This is a genomic window from Natronospira elongata, assembly GCF_034931365.1.
Taxonomy (GTDB): domain Bacteria; phylum Pseudomonadota; class Gammaproteobacteria; order Natronospirales; family Natronospiraceae; genus Natronospira; species Natronospira elongata.
Genome location: NZ_JAYGII010000001.1, coordinates 128,208 through 146,172, shown reverse-complemented (window position 1 = coordinate 146,172; position 17,965 = coordinate 128,208). Strand labels below are relative to the sequence as shown.

Annotated in this window: 15 protein-coding genes; 9 read left to right on the top strand and 6 right to left on the bottom strand. The window is 61.5% G+C overall.

Annotated elements, in window-relative coordinates; genetic code table 11:
* The first annotated feature begins 40 nt into the window (after positions 1-40).
* On the top strand, positions 41-499 hold the full coding sequence (locus tag VCB98_RS00735; protein ID WP_346049436.1) for a hypothetical protein: 459 nt from the start codon (positions 41-43) through the stop codon (positions 497-499).
* Positions 500-629: 130 nt separating this feature from the next.
* Here the strand turns inward: VCB98_RS00735 and VCB98_RS00730 are convergent, their stop codons facing one another.
* A complete protein-coding gene (locus VCB98_RS00730) occupies positions 630-1,724 on the bottom strand; it encodes a DegT/DnrJ/EryC1/StrS family aminotransferase (RefSeq protein WP_346049434.1) in 1,095 nt (364 codons plus the stop codon).
* Entirely contained in the window at positions 1,724-2,809 is a 1,086-nt protein-coding gene (locus VCB98_RS00725; protein WP_346049432.1) for a Gfo/Idh/MocA family protein, read from the bottom strand. The genes VCB98_RS00730 and VCB98_RS00725 overlap by 1 nt, the downstream gene beginning before the upstream one ends.
* A gap of 84 nt (positions 2,810-2,893) precedes the next feature.
* Here VCB98_RS00725 and VCB98_RS00720 point away from each other — a divergent pair, with 84 nt between their 5' ends.
* Positions 2,894-4,276, top strand: a complete 1,383-nt coding sequence (locus VCB98_RS00720) for an SLC13 family permease (RefSeq protein ID WP_346049430.1) — start codon at positions 2,894-2,896, stop codon at positions 4,274-4,276.
* A gap of 25 nt (positions 4,277-4,301) precedes the next feature.
* The gene (locus VCB98_RS00715; protein WP_346049428.1) at positions 4,302-4,577 is read left to right on the top strand and encodes a hypothetical protein; all 276 of its coding nucleotides are present in this window, start codon (positions 4,302-4,304) and stop codon (positions 4,575-4,577) included.
* A gap of 25 nt (positions 4,578-4,602) precedes the next feature.
* Here the strand turns inward: VCB98_RS00715 and VCB98_RS00710 are convergent, their stop codons facing one another.
* On the bottom strand, positions 4,603-4,887 hold the full coding sequence (locus VCB98_RS00710; RefSeq protein WP_346049426.1) for a hypothetical protein: 285 nt from the start codon (positions 4,885-4,887) through the stop codon (positions 4,603-4,605).
* 188 nt (positions 4,888-5,075) lie between these two features.
* Between VCB98_RS00710 and VCB98_RS00705 the strand changes: the two genes are divergently transcribed.
* Positions 5,076-7,244, top strand: coding sequence for a carboxy terminal-processing peptidase (locus tag VCB98_RS00705; RefSeq protein ID WP_346049424.1), 2,169 nt, complete (start codon positions 5,076-5,078; stop codon positions 7,242-7,244).
* Positions 7,245-7,274: 30 nt separating this feature from the next.
* On the opposite strand, the gene VCB98_RS00700 is transcribed toward VCB98_RS00705, so the two are convergent.
* Entirely contained in the window at positions 7,275-8,402 is a 1,128-nt protein-coding gene (locus VCB98_RS00700) for a hypothetical protein (RefSeq protein WP_346049422.1), read from the bottom strand.
* Positions 8,403-8,496: 94 nt separating this feature from the next.
* The gene (locus VCB98_RS00695; RefSeq protein ID WP_346049420.1) at positions 8,497-8,964 is read right to left on the bottom strand and encodes a DUF1249 domain-containing protein; all 468 of its coding nucleotides are present in this window, start codon (positions 8,962-8,964) and stop codon (positions 8,497-8,499) included.
* A gap of 49 nt (positions 8,965-9,013) precedes the next feature.
* On the opposite strand from VCB98_RS00695, the gene VCB98_RS00690 reads away from it, so the two are divergent.
* The 5 genes from VCB98_RS00690 (at position 9,014) to VCB98_RS00670 (ending at position 16,702) form a co-directional block, all read left to right on the top strand.
* On the top strand, positions 9,014-10,636 hold the full coding sequence (locus VCB98_RS00690) for an alpha-D-glucose phosphate-specific phosphoglucomutase (protein ID WP_346049418.1): 1,623 nt from the start codon (positions 9,014-9,016) through the stop codon (positions 10,634-10,636).
* A 167-nt stretch (positions 10,637-10,803) separates the two neighbouring features.
* Complete coding sequence (locus VCB98_RS00685; protein WP_346049416.1) at positions 10,804-12,216, top strand: cytochrome ubiquinol oxidase subunit I; 1,413 nt, start codon at positions 10,804-10,806, stop codon at positions 12,214-12,216.
* Positions 12,217-12,228: 12 nt separating this feature from the next.
* A complete protein-coding gene (cydB, locus tag VCB98_RS00680; protein ID WP_346049414.1) occupies positions 12,229-13,230 on the top strand; it encodes a cytochrome d ubiquinol oxidase subunit II in 1,002 nt (333 codons plus the stop codon).
* A gap of 60 nt (positions 13,231-13,290) precedes the next feature.
* Positions 13,291-15,027 (top strand): thiol reductant ABC exporter subunit CydD, encoded by a 1,737-nt coding sequence (gene cydD, locus VCB98_RS00675; protein WP_346049412.1) that lies wholly within the window; start codon positions 13,291-13,293, stop codon positions 15,025-15,027.
* Positions 15,020-16,702, top strand: coding sequence for an amino acid ABC transporter ATP-binding/permease protein (locus tag VCB98_RS00670; protein ID WP_346049410.1), 1,683 nt, complete (start codon positions 15,020-15,022; stop codon positions 16,700-16,702). Before cydD ends, VCB98_RS00670 begins: the two co-directional genes overlap by 8 nt.
* Here the strand turns inward: VCB98_RS00670 and VCB98_RS00665 are convergent.
* On the bottom strand, positions 16,699-17,901 hold the full coding sequence (locus VCB98_RS00665; RefSeq protein ID WP_346049408.1) for a helix-turn-helix transcriptional regulator: 1,203 nt from the start codon (positions 17,899-17,901) through the stop codon (positions 16,699-16,701). The two genes, VCB98_RS00670 and VCB98_RS00665, sit on opposite strands and share 4 nt — an antisense overlap.
* Positions 17,902-17,965: the final 64 nt, after the last annotated feature.

Here is a 17,965-nt window from a genome sequence, read left to right as displayed (position 1 = left end):
AATGGCGGCTGATCGCCGGGAATCACAAAAGGAGAAGCTCATGTCCGACTGGCGCAAGGATCTCAAGAGGGTGATCGAAGAGGAGATGCAGTCACCTCCGCAAATGTCTCACGCCTCCGTGGAACACGCCAGGCGGCAGATATCGAACTTCATCAGCCGGACGGCCATTCCCGCATTGGAGGCCCTGAAGGAGGAGCTGGAGCAATATGACCGACGCTGCGAGATCGAGCGGCGTGACTATCAGGTTGCTCTGACGGTATTTCACGCCGACGAGGAAGAGTTTTCCTATGTGGTGCGGGGCCGCGCCTACCACCGCATGTTTTTCGCTTTCCCGGAATTGGGTGATCCGGGCAAGGAAAGTCACATCGTGCGCGCCGAAGTGAGCCTCGGCCGCGACAGCAGCCATGGCGCCCATACGTCCGAGATTACCCGGGAAACCATCATCCGGGATTTCATCCGCGAATACGCCCGCTGGCTGGGCAAGCGCGAAGTCCAGTAAGGCATTCCTAAATGGCGTATGCCCGAGCCCTTAGACCCAGGCATACGCCTTCCTGGTGGTCTGGTTCTGGGGCCAGCCCCGGTTCCAGGGAGCCTCTGATCAATCCATTAATGGATTGATCAGAGGCTCCCTAGCTAAGGGACTCCTTGACTGCCGCAATGACTTCGTCGGCCTGATCCAGGGTCATCCCTGGGAACATGGGCAGGGAGAAGCAACTCTCGGCCACCGACTCACATACGGGCAGACTCAGAGACTGATATCGATCACCGCAGACTGCCTGCCTGTGCAGGGGGATGGGATAATAAATCGCCGTGCCAATGCCCGCCTGCCCCAGCCGCTTACGAACCCTGTCGCGGCCTTCAACCTGCACCGTGTACTGTCCATAAACCTGGTAATGGCGGTCCCCCGCTTCGGGAAGGCGAATTGGCAGGCCCGACAGGCCCTCCTGGTAACGAGCGGCGATCTCTCGGCGTGACTGATTGAAATCCTCCAGATGGCGAAGCTTGACCCGGAGCGCCGCCGCCTGCACTTCATCAAGGCGGCTGTTGAAGCCCACAACATCGTGGTGGTAACGCACCGCACTGCCATGACTGCGCAAGACCCGAATACGCTCGGCCATTTCGGGGTCGTCCGTGGTGACCAAGCCACCATCGCCATACCCGCCCAGGTTCTTGGTCGGGAAGAAGCTGAAGCAGCCGCTGTGACCAAAACTGCCCACCGGGCGGTCATCAAAACGGGCACCGAAAGCCTGAGCACAGTCTTCGATGACCTTTAGCCCATGTTTCTCGGCCACTGCCATGATCCGGTCCATGTCCTGGGCCAAACCAAAGAGGTGCACCGGCATGATGGCGCGCGTACGCTCGGTGACGGCTTCTTCCAGCAAGGACTCGTCCAGATTCATGCTGTCCCGGCGGATATCCACGAACACCGGGGTGGCACCGCAATACAGGATCGCTTCCACTCCGGCGATGAAGGAAAAAGGTGAGGTAATGACCTCATCCCCCGGACCCACACCGGCAGCCAGAAGCGAGAGATGCAAGGCATCGGTACCCGAGGCCACACCAATCGCCTCCGACACACCATGATAGTCCGCGACTTCTTCCTCGAAGGCCCTGACGTGCTGACCAAGGATGAACTGTCCGCTATCCAGAACGGCGCGGGTCTCGGCATGAACTTCCGCAGCCACCTGTTCATGCTGGGGCTTGGGATCAAAAAGCGGAACCATCAGGACTCCTTCTTGGATTTCTTGCCTACCAGAGAGCTGCGAGAAAAAACGGGCTCTCGGGTCTCCGGGTGAGTGTCATGGGTAACGTGCCCTTCATGGGTGTCGACGGCCTGATCAATGGACAGGGGCTCCATGGGCGCACGATCAGGACGCACCACCTCCATGATGTGATGTGCCGTTGCCAGAGCAGCCTTGCCATCCTGACCCGTGACCATCGGCATTTGCCCGGAACGTACCGCAGTCAGAAAGGCTTCAACTTCCGAGCGCAGGATATCCTGATTATCGCAACGGATTTCCTCAACGGCGATATCACCCTTCTCACCGCTGGCACGATGCTGAATGAGCAGATCCTTCGCATGCAGGTCCAATACCGTATAGGCATTGTGCTGGAACAGATGCAGGGTTCTCTGGGGCTGGGTACTGGCCCGGCTGGCAGTAAGATTGGCCACCGCGCCATTCTCGAAATGAATCACGGCATTGACGAGATCCAGGGCATCGGAAAACACCGACACGCCCTTGGCCTCAATCTGACGCACCGGTGACGGAATCAGGGCGTGAACCAGATCAATGTCATGAATCATCAGATCCAGTACAACACTCACATCCACGTTGCGCTTGGGGAATGGCGTCAAGCGGTGGGACTCAACGTAGTCGGGTGTGCGCAGATTGTCCGGCAGAGCCTGGAAAGCGGGGTTGAACCGTTCCAGGTGTCCGACCTGCAAGGTCACGCCATTGGCCGCCGCCAGATCGATCAACTCCTGGGCCTGTCCAACCGACTCAGTGATCGGCTTCTCCACCAGGACATGGATGCCCGCCTCGATCAGGTCCTTGGCCACCTGATAGTGGGCATTGGCAGGCACGACTACGCTGGCCACATCCACTTTGCCGATCAGTTCCCGATGATCCCGCAACCAGGGGACCTCATACTCCACAGCCGCCCGTTCGCCGTGCATTTCATTGTGATCGGCGACCGCCACCAGTTCGCAACCTGGCAGGGTTGCGTACTTCTCGGCGTGGAATGAGCCGTAGTAGCCCACGCCCACCACCGCGGCCCGAAGGGTTGATTGGTCCGTTTCCGCAATCACACAAGCTCCAGTTGTTCATTCGAAGTCAGACCGGCATTATACGTGACTGCCAAAGCCCTGACATTCATCAGCCGGAACAGAATAATGCCGGAGATCAAGAAAACCGGGCTCATCAGCGGTCCTTTGATAGCACTTGCCCTTTTCCTGCTATGCCACCGCCAGGGATTGCCGATCGAGGCCTGCTGGACCGCCGCAGTGACGGGGCTTTGCGCGACCTGGTGGATTTCCGAAGCCCTGCCCATTCCCGCCACCTCCATCATCCCCTTTGCCGCCTTCCCCTTGCTCGGGGTGCTGCCCCATGGCGAGGTGGCCCAGGCCTATGGGCACAGCCTGATCCTGCTGCTGCTTGGGGGCTTCATCCTGTCAACCGCCATGGAGCGAAATAACGCCCACCGGCGCCTGGCCCTGGGCATGGTGACCCTGGTCGGTGGCCAGGGCGGGGCAAGACTACTGCTGGGCTTCATGCTCGCCAGCGGCCTGCTGAGCATGTGGATATCCAATACCGCCACTGTTCTGATGCTGTTGCCGGTAGCGCTGGCGGTGCTCAAGGGCTGCGATGACAGGCGCGTGGCCATCCCCCTGTTGCTGGGCATGGCCTGGGCGGCCAGCATCGGCGGTCTGGGCACCCCCATTGGGACGCCCCCCAACGTCATCTTCATGGGCGTCTACACCGAGATGACCGGCGAGGAAATCTCATTCCTGGACTGGATGCGCATTGGCGTCCCCACGTCCCTGCTCCTGATTCTGATCACCTGGCTCTTCCTGGGTTGGCGGATGCCGCAGGGGGAGAAACTGGAGATCGAGCGTCTGGGCCCCTGGCAGCCGGCCGAGCGCCGGGTGCTGGCACTCTTTGCCCTGGCTGCCCTGGCCTGGATGACCCGCACCGATCCCCTGGGCGGTTGGTCGGCCTGGCTGCCCATGCCCGGCTACACCGGGGATGCAACCGTGGCCCTGACCGTGGTCGTGCTGTGCTTTCTTGTGCCGGACGGACGCGGCAGCCGGGTACTGGACTGGAAAACCGCCGAAGGCATTCCCTGGGGGCTGCTGATTCTGTTCGGCGGTGGCATTGCCATTGCCAAGGCCTTCGAAGCCAGCGGCCTGAGTACCAGCCTGGGCGAGGCCATTGCCGCCTACACCCACTGGCCCCTGGCGGTCCTGGTCCTGGGCATTTGCCTGACCATCACCTTCATGACCGAGACCACCTCGAACACGGCCACGGCAACACTGATGATGCCGGTCATGGCTGCCACCGCCCTGGCGGCAGGCATTGATCCCCTGCTGCTGATGATTCCCGCTGCCATGAGCGCCAGCTGCGCTTTCATGATGCCGGTGGCGACGGCCCCGAACGCGGTCATTTTCGGGACCGGGCGGGTGCCGATCCGCAGCATGGCGCTGAGAGGCTTGGGACTTAATCTGGTTGGGGCGGTGGTCATTACCGCCATGACCGTCAAGCTGTTGCCCTTCTAGGGAATTCCTTGAATGGAGAACGGTCATGCAATCTGATCTGGACGCCCTTCTCGGTAGACTTCGGGAAGAAGTGAGCGCGGCCATGAAGCAGGAAGGCCTTCCGGCGGCGGAAGAAATGGCCCGGCTGGCAACAGACTATCGCTCCTGGGCGAGAATGGCCCATGCCCCGGCCCGCGCCCGCCGCATCGCCGAACAGCTGGCCTTCCACAATCGGGTCTACGCCGATGAGGCCACACTGGAGCGATTATCGCTGGCGGTAACGGCAATGTTGGCCGAACTCTACGAGAGCCGCCTGGCCTGAGCCGGGCCAAGGCCCCGTTCCTGACTCACTCCGGCCAGTAATAGACCACCACGGCCGCGAGAACCGCATACATGGCGGCCTGTCCGTACCACAACCACCACCGCTCCCGCACCGTCCCCCAGAAGCTCAGGGCCGCCACGACGGTTACACCGGTGAATATCACGGCATGCACCACCAGATTGGGAATCTCTTCCCTGATATAGTCATAATGGGCATTCAGCCCATACAAGAACAACACCACGACCAATCCGATCCAGATGGCAAAACTGGACCCCATGATGATGCCGTTGAGTACTGCCAGGGGTTTCATTGAAGGAGGCCTCGCGGGGTTGACGGCGGATTTGCCGCCGCAATTATCCGTATTGGGGCGGACATTGCAACGGGAGCCATCGGCACAGCACTGGAACTCGAAATCCCTGTCAGGTTCCAATATGCTGACCAATAACGACTACTGACGGGGCCACGCCCCTGAGAACAACGGACCGGAGTAACGACTTCATGCGGCAACTCCTGCAGGCCTTTCTGACCGCCTTGATACTGAGCGGACTGCTCACCAGCCCCGTGCTCGCCGAGGAAAACGGCGACAAGGACATGGATGTCTGCCATGTGGGCCACACGGATGAATCCACGCCACGCCCACTGAAACCCAGTGACCAGCAACTTTTCCTGGACCGACTGATCACCGGGCTGCTGGAGCGACACCATTTCGCGGCGCGGGAATTCACGGCGGAAATGGCGTCGGAAGTGTTCGACAACTATCTTGACCGCATCGACCCCGGCCGCTTCTACCTGCTGGCCGACGATGTGGAGGAGTTTCAGGCGCGTCACGCCGAATTGGTCCGCGAGGGCGGCGATAACGGCAGCGGCGATCGGGTGAAATTGGCCTTTGAGCTGTTTGAACGCCTCCGTGATCGCCTGGAGGAGCGGCTGGAGTATACCCTGGCCTTCCTCGAGCAGAAGCCGGATTTCGACGCCGATGAGACCATGCTGGTTGATCGGAGTGACGCGGATTGGGCCGAGTCCTCCGAGGCACTTGACGAGGTCTGGCGCAAGCGCCTGAAGAACGATGCCCTCGGTCTGGTACTGGCCGAGCGGGATTGGGAAGACATCAACGACACCCTCACCCGCCGCTACCAGAATCTTCGGCGCACGGTCAGCCAAAGCAGTCAGAATGACATCTTTGAGACCTTCATGAACGCCCACGCTCATGCGCTCGATCCCCACACTGCCTATTTCTCACCACGAGAGGCGGAAGAGTTCGAGATGCGTATGAGTCTCAGCCTGGAAGGGATCGGTGCGGCCCTTCAAAGCAGGGACGAGTACGTGACCATCACCGAAATTCTTTCCGGCGGGCCCGCCGACCAGGACGGCACCCTGCGCCCCCAGGATCGGATCACCGGCGTGGCCGCACGTGAGTACTGCGACATGCAGGATATCGTCGGCTGGCGAACCGATGACGCCGTCCAGCTAATCAGGGGCCCTGAAGGTACCAAGGTACGCCTGCGCTACCTGCCGGCGGATGCCGTGCCAGGCGACCCGGAAAAGACCATTGAGTTGGTGCGCAGCGAGGTCCAGCTCGACCAACAGGCCGCGCGCAAGGACATCCGAGAGATTGGAGAGGGCGACGATAGCTACCGGGTGGGGGTAATCCACATTCCGACCTTCTACATGGATTTCCAGGCCCGTCGCGAGGGGCGCGAGGATTACCGCAGCACCACTCGGGATGTTCGCCGCCTGCTGGCCGAATTGAAGGAATCCGAGGTGGACGCGGTACTGGTGGATCTGCGCAATAATGGCGGTGGATCCCTGATGGAGGCCACTGAGCTGGCAGGCCTTTTCCTGGACGGTGGACCGGTGGTGCAGCTCATGGACACCCGAGGCGAGCTGGAAATTGCCGAGACGGCTCCCGGCTCGGTGGAATGGGACGGCCCCCTGGGGGTAATGGTCAATCGCTTCAGCGCCTCGGCGTCCGAGATTTTCTCCGGTGCCATTCAGGACTATGGCCGGGGCGTGGTCATCGGCTCACCGACTTACGGCAAGGGCAGCGTACAGAACCTGCTCGACCTGGAGCGCTGGTTCTCGGACGAGGAGGATGTGGGGCAGCTCAAGTTCACCATCGGGATGTTCTATCGCATCAGCGGCGGCAGTATGCAGCATCGAGGCGTGATTCCGGATGTTGAGCTGCCCTCGGCAGTTTCCCTGGAAGATTATGGCGAAAGCACCAAGGACAACGCCCTGGGATGGGATGAGATCGATCCCGCCAGCTATGACGGTGAATGGCTGCCTCAGTCACTGGTGGCGCAGTTGAGCGAGCTGCATGAAGAGCGGTCGGCGCGAGACATCGATTTCAGCGCCCTGGTGGACGATATTCGCGTCTACCGGGAGGCCCAGGAGCGCAAGCATGTCTCACTCAATATCGAAGAACGCCGAAAGGAGCAGGAGCAGGCCCGTGAACGTCGCCTGGCCCAGGAGAATGTTCGCCGCGCAGCCCGTGGTGAAGCGGCGCTCCAGGATCTGGACGAAGTGGAAGAAGGCAGCGGTGACCCGGACATCCTGCTGACTGAAAGTACCCGGATTGTGGCCGACCTTGCTCGTCTGCTTGGTGACTACGAGGACCATGAGGGCCGTTTCGCCGCCCGTCTGCTCGCGATCAAGACGGACGAGTAGCAGCGCCAAACGGAGCCCGACGCGGATTTGTCACTGATCCGCGTCGAGCTTTTCCTCAACCGCGGCAGGGGGAGCCCCCAGCATGGCTTCCCTGAGATCCCAAAGGTCCCATTCCAGCACATTAACCGGCAGTGGCGTGGAATCTCCAACCACTTCCGAGCCTTCAGCGGAAATACTCGGTTGCAGATGGTCCATGGACTTCATGTCCGGCGCGGTCTGCTTCGCCTCTTTGTATTTCACCATCCCGGCCAGATAGCGGGCACGACGGCGGACTTTTTCCGGGCGTTCCCGGTCGCTCCGCCAACGGCCTTCCACTTCACGAATCTGACGCATGATTTTCAGGCACTCGTCCGTGGGCCCGAAGTAGGCTTCATGCACCGGTTTTCGGCGGGCACTACGGGCCATGTCGGCGATGCTGTCCTTGCGAAAACGAAGATAGAGATACTGGGCCAGGGCAATGGCCGCGAGATTGACCTGCCGCCTGCCTTCAACACTCAACCCGATAAATGTCGGTGGTTCTCGACCTTGAACCTCCCGAATTCTGTTGCGAAGGTCGGACATCTGGGCATCGACAGGCTTTAGCTCATCGGCTATTCCGGCGAGCGTCTCGGTCAACCGTTTGCGCTTGAAGTAGTGCCAGATACGCTGGGAGCGGGAAAGCTCCTCCTGCAACTTGCGGCGACGCTGCTCAATCTCCTCCTGCTCTGCCGCCAAATCCTCCAGGCTGCGCTCAAGTTCGGTCGCCTCCCGTTCCTGTTCCTGGCGATAGCGGGCCAGCATCTGCTGACGCTCTTCCTGCTCCATGTGCCTGCTCAGCTCCTTGACCAGGTTGACCAATTCCCGGTGGCAGGCAAACCAGATCTCACGCAGCTGATAGTAAACAATGGCATTTTGAGCACGATCAGGGTCGGCCAGCATCTCTTCCAGGGCCTGAATCTTGCTCTCATTGGCAGCGCCCCGCGCCTCAAGTTCGCGAACCTGCTCATCCAGGCGTGTCGCCTTCTCCCTGAGCTGCTCCAGCTCTTCGCTCAGCTGGCGGCTCCTGGCACGTTCGGCATTGAGCTGCGGATTGCTTGGAGGTTCAATTTGACGCTCTTCAGGTACCGGCACCGTAAACAGGCGACCAATTACCGGCAACTGGCTTAACCACTCTCGCATGGCAGCTTCCTTTTGCAGCCACGGGACCCGACAGTCCCCTCCCAATTGTGGCCACTTTGATGGGAAAAACCACCCGTGACCATCCAGCAAAGCCTTAAAATGCCATTTCCTGCTGACCCAGTCGATGCCCCTTCTCGAGACAGAACTCCAGCCATTTGTAGAACATCTGATTTCGGGCCCATCGCTCCTGAATCTCCTCGCCCCCAGGGGTTACCCACGGCCGCAATAGGCGATGGCGATGAAATTCACAGCAGGAAGTCACTTCAGCCATGCGGGCATCCTGGTAGATGCGCACCACCAGATCCGGATCCGGCAGCAAACCGTGCTCGGAATCGAACCAATAGGTCAGCCGCAGTGTCGCTGTGTAGCGGCACCGCTCCAGCGTCTCAAGGTGCAGCACAGGGTCCGCGACAACATGGGAACGGGCACGGGCTGGGGGATCATCCAGGGGCTCAATCAGCTGGGCCAATCTGCGATAATTGCTCTCATAGAGCGCCATGAGGCCGGCAAAGCTGCGTCTCGGTACCAGGCGGATCCCCTGCTTGTCGGTCTGGATTAGCATGGTGCCAATATATCACAGCCAATTCACTGCACTGCCCAAGGAGATTCCCTTGTCAATCAAGGATGTAGCCACCACCCCCTTTGATGACCAGAAACCTGGCACTGCGGGACTACGCAAGCCGGTCAGTCGATTTCAGACGCCCCATTACCTGGAAAACTTCGTGCAGGCGGTATTCGACTCAGTGCCGTCACTGAAAGGTGGCCGCCTGGTTGTCGGCGGCGACGGACGCTATTTCAACGATCAGGCCGCCGACACCATCCTTCGCATGGCGGCCGCCAACGGGGTCGAGCAGGTAATTATCGGATGTCAGGCCCTGCTTTCGACACCGGCAGCCGCTCATCTGATCGCTCAGGAATCGGCGGCCGGTGGCTTTCTGCTCACTGCCAGCCACAATCCCGGTGGCCCCGATGGGGACTTCGGTATCAAGTTCAATATCGCGGGTGGTGGACAGGCGCCGGCGGAACTGACTGACAGAATCCATACGCGCAGCCGTGAGATCCGGCAGTACCACATCTCCGACCAGACCTGCCCGGGTTTTGCCGAAATCGGCGAAAGCCGTCTCGAGGACATGATGATTCGAGTGGTCGACCCGGTGGCGGAACACGTCAACCTGATGGCGCGGTGTTTCGATTTCGATGCCATCCGGGACTGGCTCCACAACAAACCCAGGCGTTTTGTTTTCGACGCCATGCACGCTGTTACCGGCCCCTACGCCCGGGAGATATTCGTCCATCAATTGGGACTGAGTGAAGATGTTGTCCGCAATGGGCAGCCCAAACCGGATTTCAACGGCAGCCACCCCGACCCCAACCCCCATGACGCGCATGCCTTCCTGGAGGCCTTTCAGGCCCTGCCGGAAGGCGAAATCGGCGCCGCCTCGGATGGCGATGGGGATCGGAATATGATCCTGGGCCGTCAGAATGGCCGAGCGCTGGTAGTGTCGCCTTGTGACAGCCTGGCGGTGATTGCCGCCAACCACCACTGCATACCGGCACTGGCTGACGGGCTCAAGGGTGTGGCCCGCTCCATGCCGACCAGCCGTGCCCTGGACCGGGTCGCCCAGGAACTCGGCATTCCCTGCCACGAAACCCCAACGGGTTGGCGCTTCTTCGCCAGTCTGTTGGACGGCGGTTATATTCGCCTTTGCGGTGAAGAGAGTTTTGGGACCAGCAGCGACCACGTTCGAGAGAAGGATGGACTCTGGGCCGTGCTGGCCTGGCTGCAAATCCTCGCCAGCCGGGACATGACCGTGGCGGAACTGCTGGACGAGCACTGGTCCCGCTTTGGCCGCGACTACTTTGCCCGCCACGACTTCAATCTCAGCATTGAACAGGGCCAGGCTGTGATGGAGCGACTCTCGACCCTGGTCGAAGCCGGCGAATACCGGGACTGTCCGGTGGATCGCTTCGATTATACCGACCCAGTCAGTGGCCACCGGGTGGAGGCTCAAGGATACCGCCTGTTCACCGACAACGGCCGCGCCGTCTTCAGGCTGTCGGGAACCGGCACTCGGGGGGCAACGCTGCGAATTTATCTTGAGCAGCACATGCCTGCCCAGGAAGACTGCCGGCAGGACATGGTCACCGTTCTCGAGCCCATGCGGGCCCTGGCCAGCGAGGCGGCGCAGCTTGAGGCACTGACCGGAAAGCCCCGGGCCGACCAGGTAATCTGATCACCCACAGATGCCCCTCGCATTTATATAAGGATGTGTTAAAGTGAAAGTCCTGGCGGTGATCATCAGCTGCGCTGAACCTTCAGGTCCAACCGCCAGTCAAGGAGTTCATGGGCCACCCCGGAGGGCGTGGTCTGATTGTAGGCGCATTTTCAAGCGAGGCTGCGATGGAACTCGATCCCGTTCTCCTCTCCCGCATCCAGTTCGCCTTCGTGGTGAGCTTCCATGCCATATTCCCGGTATTCACCATTGGCCTGGCGGCCTTCATTGCCTACCTGGAAGCCCTGCTCTATCGCACCCGCAACCCGGTCTATGAGGAACTTGCCCGCTTCTGGACCAAAGTATTTGCGGTCGTCTTTGGCATGGGCGTGGTGTCGGGCATTGTGATGGCCTTCCAGTTCGGTACCAACTGGAGCGCTTTCTCCTATGCCTCGGCCAACTTCCTGGGTCCGGTACTGAGCTACGAAGTGGTCACCGCCTTCTTCCTGGAAGCGGTCTTCCTCGGTGTGCTGCTGTTCGGCCGCAACAAGGTACCACCGGGCACACATCTATTCGCAGCCTGCATGGTGGCGGTTGGCACCTTCATTTCGTCCTTCTGGATTCTGTCCGCCAACAGCTGGATGCAGACCCCTGCCGGCGTCGAGTTGCAGGACGGTATCTTCCAGATGACCTCCTGGGGTGAAGCCATCTTCAATCCCTCCTTCGGCCTGCGCTTCCTGCACTTTGCCCTGGCTGCTTTCCTCACCGCCGGATTTGTCGTCCTGGGCATCTCCGCCTGGTATCTGCGCAAGGGCAAGGCCACCACCAGCAGCCGCAAGGCCTTGTCAATGACGGTGGTGCTGATGGCCGTGCTCGCACCCACCCAGCTGGTGGTGGGTGACCTGCATGGCCTGGATACCTTCGAGCACCAACCGGAAAAAGTGGCCGCCATGGAGGGGATCTGGGAAACCCAGGAAGGTGCGCCGCTGCTGCTGTTCGCCATACCCAGCCAACGCGGCGAGCGCAATTATCTGGAAATCGGCATTCCCAAAGGCGCCAGTCTGATTCTCACTCACGAACTGGATGGCGAGGTACCAGGGCTGAAGGAATGGGCCCCGGAGGACCGCCCCCATGTCCCCACCGTGTTCTGGAGCTTCCGCATCATGGTGGGTCTGGGCCTTTTGATGATCATCGCGGCCCTGGCCGGCCTGGTGCAGTTGCTTCGGGGCACGCTGTATGACTCGCCCCGCCTGCTCAAGCTGTATACCTGGATGATTCCGGCCCCCTTCGTGGCGGTGCTTGCAGGCTGGTTCGTGACCGAAGTGGGCCGTCAGCCCTGGCTGGTTCACGGCATCATGCGAGTCGAGGAAGGCATCACCCCCTCCCTGACCGGGGGGATGGCCCTCTTCACTCTGATTGGCTTTGTGCTCGTGTATGCGGTGGTCTTCCTGGCCGGTGTCTATTACCTGAGTCGGGTGATGAAGTCTGGCCCGGAATCCTTTACCCGGGAAAGCGAGGAAAGCGGGGTCGCGAAGCGCCCCCTGTCCACCGTCGACACCAGCTTTGAAGATCAACCCTGGGACCTCCCGGGAAAGCGTTAAGAGGATCTAACAATGGAACTGATCGACCTGACCATGATCTGGATCCTGATTCTCGGCTTCGGGGTCCTGATGTACGTCCTCATGGACGGATTCGACCTGGGGGTAGGCATTCTCTTTCCCTTTGCCCCCAGCGACCGGGCACGCGACGACATGATGAACTCGGTGGCACCGGTCTGGGACGGTAATGAAACCTGGCTTCTTCTGGGAGGCGCTGGCCTGCTGGCGGCCTTCCCGCTGGTCTATACCGTGTTCCTGCCGGCCCTCTACATCGGTGTCTTTCTCTTGCTGGCGGGCCTGATCTTCCGCGGCATCGCCTTCGAGTTCCGCTTCAAGGCCAACCGCTCCCGTTACCTCTGGGATCATTCCTTCAATATCGGCTCCACGGTGGCCGCCTTTGCCCAGGGTGCAGTGGTGGGGGCCTATATCCAGGGCTTTGAAACCGAAGGCTTTCAATATGTAGGCGGCCCATTCGACTGGCTCACGCCCTTCACCATCATGACTGGCCTGGGCGTGGTCACGGGCTATGCCCTGCTCGGCGCGACCTGGACCATATTGAAGACCGAGGGTGAAACCCAGGCCTGGGCCTGGCGAATCACGCCCTGGTTGCTGGCAGGCATGCTGGCCTTCTTTGTCGTGGTCAGCGTGTGGACCCCGTTGGCCAACGAACGCGTCTTCAATCGCTGGTTCGATAACGCCCACATACTATGGATCTTCCCGCTGGCCACTCTCCTGGTCTGCTGGTGGCTGTACAGCGCCATTCGCCGACGTCTGGAAGGCACCCCATTCGTGGCCACCATGACGCTTTTCGTGTTGTTCTACATCGGCCTGTTGATCAGCATGTGGCCCTATGCCGTACCCCCGGAACACACCTTCTGGGATGCGGCCTCCGATCCCGGATCGCAGCTGTTCCTGCTCCTGGGCTTCCTGTTCGTGATTCCCTTCGTGCTGGGCTACACGGCCTGGACCTATTGGATATTCCGGGGCAAAGTCAGCAGTGATGCTGGCTACCACTGACAATTTGCTGACCGCCTCTCCCGAAGCAATTGAGGGAAGCCAACACGGGAGCAAGGTCCAGTGACCCCGTCACTCGCGGCCATACGGCATGACAAGGACTCTCGTCGCCAGCGCCGGGAAGATGGGCAATGGCTGGATGGGCAGGCCGCAGCTCGTCCTCGCCTGGGCATTGCCCTGCTGGTAGGCCTGGACGCCGTCTGGCTGGTAAGTTTTTTCCTGCTGCTCGCCCAGATCCTGGACCATATTGCCTTTGCCCGGCCTGAGCTCGAAGACAGCCGCCTGCTGCTGGGCCTGGGCCTGCTCAGCGGCATCGCCCTGCTCCGCCATGCCTTGCGCGTGCACATTGAGCAGATGAGCCTGACGCTGGGATCCGAGACCGTGGATCGTCTGCAAAGGCAGGCCACCCGCAATGCCATGGACCCGGTCTGCAGACGCCGACTGGAAGAGTCCACTGCCAGTCTGGTCAATCGACTCCAGGGCGACATGGACGCCCTGCTCCCCTGGTATCGGGAATACTGGCCCGCGCGCATCCAGGCCGTGGCCCAGCCTTTGATCATTTTGGTGGTGGTATTCAGTCTCGACTGGCTGGCTGGCCTGTTGCTACTGTTCACCGCCCCCTTGATTCCCCTGTTCAGCGCACTGATTGGCCTGGGAACCGCTTCCCTGGCTGAAGAGAGGCGGCAGGAACTGGAACGCCTCGGTGGCCATTTCCTGGACCGCCTGAGAGCGCTATCCACACTGCGACTGATGCGGGCCGGAGCACGGGCAGGGATGGCCGTGGGACAGGCTGCCGAGAACTACCGCCGACGCAGCATGGAGGTATTGAGAGTCGCCTTTCTGTCATCGGCCGTACTGGAATTTTTCAGTGCCGTGGCCATCGCCACGGTAGCCATCTACATAGGACTGGGCCTGCTTGACTTCATCCAATTCGGACCGGCGCCGGACCTGGATTTTCGTGCCGGTCTGGCCATCCTGTTGCTGGCCCCGGAGTACTTCCAGCCGTTGCGACGGCTGGCCGCCGGCTATCATGAACGGGCCGCCGCCCTGACAGCCGCCGCTCGAATCCGCCCCTTGCTCCAGCCATCGACAGGCAGTCACGACGCCAGGCCTGACAGTACTCCGACGATCAACGGCCCCATCCACCTGACAGTGGAACAGCTCAGCCTCTCGGCGGGGCCGGATGCAGAATCAGCCCTGATTCAGGGACTGGACTTTCAGCTGCCCGCTGGCGAATGGCTGGCCATCACTGGTCCCTCGGGCAGCGGTAAATCCACCCTGGCCGCCGCCGTGCTGGGCTGGCAGCAACCCCTGTCGGGCCGGATTCTTCTCGATGGCCAGTCCCTCGATGAAATTCCTCTTGCCGTGCGACGCCAGCGCCTGGCCTGGCTGGGGCAGCAACCTCATCTATTGCCCGCCAGCCTGGCCGCCAATCTCGACCCTGGTGGTGAGCACGGTGTGGCAGAGCACTGGCGGGTACTGCATCGGGTCGGACTCGCCGACCTCCCGGATCTCCTGCCTCGAGGTCTGCAAAGCAAGCTGGGGGAGCGTGGTGCCGGCATTTCCGGTGGCGAAGCCCAGCGCATCGCCCTGGCCCGTGCCCTGCTGGGCCGGCCGGGGCTGCTGATCCTGGATGAGCCCACCGCCAGCCTGGATCCGGACAATGAAGCGCTGATCCTGCAGGCGCTGCGTGAACAGGCTGGAGACTGCAGCATCCTCATGTTCACCCATAGCCGCGCCGCCGCTGAGGCTGCCGATCGCTGCCTGGTGCTTCGGGACGGGAGCTTGCGAGATGACTAACCGCCGGCTCCTGAAGTATTTGCTCCGGGATTTGCCCAAAGGGCAGCGGCGCTGGCTGTTCGGCGGCCTGCTGCTGGCACTCACCACGGCCTTGTCCACGCTGGGCCTGGTTGCCGCGGCTGGCTGGCTGATCACTGCCTGCGCCCTGGCCGGTGCCGCCGGCGGCGCGGTGATGACGGTCGAGATTTTCTTTCCCGGCGCCCTGATCCGTTTCTTCGCGGTCAGCCGGACCGTGTCGCGGTACCTGGAGCGGCTGGTGGTCCATGAAGCGGTTTTCCGGATACTCGGCCGTCTCCGTCAGGCCTTGTTCACCCAGCAAATGCAGCGCCCCTTTGCCAGCCTGTCGGGGCTCCGCGACGGCCCCTTGCTGACCCGCTTGATGGTGGATGTTGAACGACTGGAACATTTTCACGCTGGCCTGCTGCTACCACTGAGCAGTTTCTTCACGGCCGTGCTCCTGCTGGCCCTGACGGCCTGGATCGTGAGTGGTGCCACCGCCGCGATGGTCATCCTGTTGCTCGGCGTTGGCGTGTTGCTGCTCATGATCGCCTTCATGGTTCAGCACGGCCGCCGTGACGCCAGCCTGGCACTGGCTCAGGCTCGAGCCAATACCCGCTTGCATGACCTTCTGGCCGCTCACCGGGAACTTCAGTTCGCGGATCCGTCTGAACAGAATCTGGAGCAGTGGCTCGACCAGGCGAGCAGCCATCGGCAAGAAGAAAAAAACCTGGCCGATGGAGCTGCCCGCAACGACAGCCGAATCCAGCTCCTGTTCAGTCTCGGCCTGGTTGGCCTGACGCTGATCAGTACCCACAGCGCCCACGTGCAACAACAGGCGACTGCCCTGCCCTGGTGGGTCCTGGTCCTGCTCGGCCTGGTTGCTCTCGCTGGACTGGCCACCGGCCTGGTCCCCGCCCTGCGACGCTGGGCCATGGTTAGAGTGGCCGCTCACCGTCTGGCCCCGGCGACCCGTACCAGTCCTTCGATAAACAGCCCAATGGCGGCGCAAGGAGAAAGGCATGGACCGGTTGCCTGGCAGCTCGAGGGCGTCACCCTGGCGCGGGGTCTGAGTGATAGGCCGGTGCTTGATTGGGTAAACCTGCAGCTGCCGGCCGGCGAACGCTGGAGCATTGTCGGCGATAGTGGCGCCGGCAAGTCCCGTCTGGCGGCCCTGCTGGTGGGAGCTCTCTCACCTGATGGGGGCCGGGTACTCATGGATGGGGAGGCGATGAGCCATTGGCCCGAAGCGGCACGCTTCGCCCGCGTGGCACTCCTGGAGCAACGCAGTGTCATCCTGGCTGGCAGCCTCGCAGACAACCTGCGTCTCGGTAACCCTGAGCTGGACCGGGACAGAATGATTCGAGCCCTGCAGGCGACCGGGCTCAGTGAAGCGGGACTCACGCCGGAAACTCGCGTCGGGGAGATGGATCGCACACTGTCCGGCGGTGAAGCACGCCGGGTGGCGCTAATACGCACCGTCTTCTGTGATACGCCGACCCTGATCCTGGACGAGCCCTTTCGAGGATTGGACCGGGGCAGTATCGACAAAGTCAGCGACTGGCTGGTGACGGAAACCCGGGGCCGCGGGTTGATTCTGCTTGACCACCGCCATCATCCGGCCTTGTGCCCCCACGGCCAGCTCCGCCTGAGAAATGGTGGTCTGGAACGGACCTAGCTGTTGGGCTCGAGGTTGTCGTTAAAGGCAAGGGGCGCGGGTTCCGCCTGGCAACGAGCCGGGCCGGTGACAATCCGCGCCACCAACCTTGCCTGACGGCTTTCGCCGGTCTTGCGGAACAGGGATTTCAGCTGGCTTCTGAGGGTATTGGGGGACACCTGGCGCTGGCCGGCGATCTCCTTGAGAGAGTGGCCGGCGGCAAGTTCTTCCATGAGTCGACACTCCGCGGGGGTAAATCCGTAGAGATCCCGCAAGGTCCGCCAACAGAGCTTCACCCGGCAAGCCTCATCGTGAATAAATACCGCCGCAAACACCCGTCGCTCCACCGCCAGCAACTTGTGCTCAGGGTGAACCGGCGTGACCACCAGCAGCAGACGTTGCCCCGCCTGCCTTCCCAGGGCCAGACAGCCGCTCGGGCTGTGCCAGCGCCCCGCTGCCGCACTGGTGGCTTCGGCCAGCAAGCGGCGGAAGGACGCATTCTGCCCGCCGACAGCTTCCAGGCGGCCCTGATGCAAATGCAGCCGATCATCTTCGACGGCAATGCGCTCGGCCTGCCGGGTGGCATGGATCACCCGCCCCTTTTCGTCCAAAAGGAAGAATGGCACAGCGCCACTCTCGCTTGACGCACTCGCCGCACGGTCCACTTGTCGTTGGCGGTTGAAAGCCTGACTGAGCCGGATAATTCTCTGAAGATGGGGCACGAGGGCATTGAAATCCCGGGTCTCGGCCCGGCTGTATGGCCCCTGGCTGCGGGTACGCTGCAAGAGCAGCTGAACACTGTGCGCGTCCCCCTCCCATACGGTGCCCAACATACCGTGGTGGATATCCTGGGGTGCGGCCCAGTCATTGAAGAATTCCGTCCGATAAAAGGTCTCCTGGGGGCAGGAGAAATCCAGACAGGTGGAATAAAAGCGCCCACGATCTTTCCGGGCCAACTCGGGGCGCCAGGGACAGAGATTGACGTAATGGTCCACATAGCGACTGTGGTAGGTCGCATCGATATTGTGCTTGACGCTGTCCAGAACCTGGTCGGCCGCGCGGTTGAGTACCAGCATCCGTCCACTGCGGGAATCCGTGGCTGCCACCAGCTTGCGGATAAAATCGGACCAGAGGCCGGGTTCTGCAGCACAGCGGTAGCCAAGGTCCAGCAAATCCGCCCCGCCGGCGGCGCCGTCCTCGGGAAAAGCAGAAAAAGCCATAGCCTGAGCCACCCCTCAGCATGCCCCCGGAGACAGATCAACCTCCACACTGAAAGTCTAGGCC

What these genes read in the sequence shown, in the direction of transcription:
- VCB98_RS00735 (WP_346049436.1), top strand. Translation starts at nt 41, where the DNA reads ATGTCCGACTGGCGCAAGGATCTCAAGAGGGTGATCGAAGAGGAGATG.
- VCB98_RS00730 (WP_346049434.1), bottom strand. Translation starts at nt 1,724, where the DNA reads ATGGTTCCGCTTTTTGATCCCAAGCCCCAGCATGAACAGGTGGCTGCG.
- VCB98_RS00720 (WP_346049430.1), top strand. Translation starts at nt 2,894, where the DNA reads ATGCCGGAGATCAAGAAAACCGGGCTCATCAGCGGTCCTTTGATAGCA.
- VCB98_RS00715 (WP_346049428.1), top strand. Translation starts at nt 4,302, where the DNA reads ATGCAATCTGATCTGGACGCCCTTCTCGGTAGACTTCGGGAAGAAGTG.
- VCB98_RS00710 (WP_346049426.1), bottom strand. Translation starts at nt 4,887, where the DNA reads ATGAAACCCCTGGCAGTACTCAACGGCATCATCATGGGGTCCAGTTTT.
- VCB98_RS00705 (WP_346049424.1), top strand. Translation starts at nt 5,076, where the DNA reads ATGCGGCAACTCCTGCAGGCCTTTCTGACCGCCTTGATACTGAGCGGA.
- VCB98_RS00700 (WP_346049422.1), bottom strand. Translation starts at nt 8,402, where the DNA reads ATGCGAGAGTGGTTAAGCCAGTTGCCGGTAATTGGTCGCCTGTTTACG.
- VCB98_RS00695 (WP_346049420.1), bottom strand. Translation starts at nt 8,964, where the DNA reads ATGCTAATCCAGACCGACAAGCAGGGGATCCGCCTGGTACCGAGACGC.
- VCB98_RS00685 (WP_346049416.1), top strand. Translation starts at nt 10,804, where the DNA reads ATGGAACTCGATCCCGTTCTCCTCTCCCGCATCCAGTTCGCCTTCGTG.
- cydB (WP_346049414.1), top strand. Translation starts at nt 12,229, where the DNA reads ATGGAACTGATCGACCTGACCATGATCTGGATCCTGATTCTCGGCTTC.
- VCB98_RS00670 (WP_346049410.1), top strand. Translation starts at nt 15,020, where the DNA reads ATGACTAACCGCCGGCTCCTGAAGTATTTGCTCCGGGATTTGCCCAAA.
- VCB98_RS00665 (WP_346049408.1), bottom strand. Translation starts at nt 17,901, where the DNA reads ATGGCTTTTTCTGCTTTTCCCGAGGACGGCGCCGCCGGCGGGGCGGAT.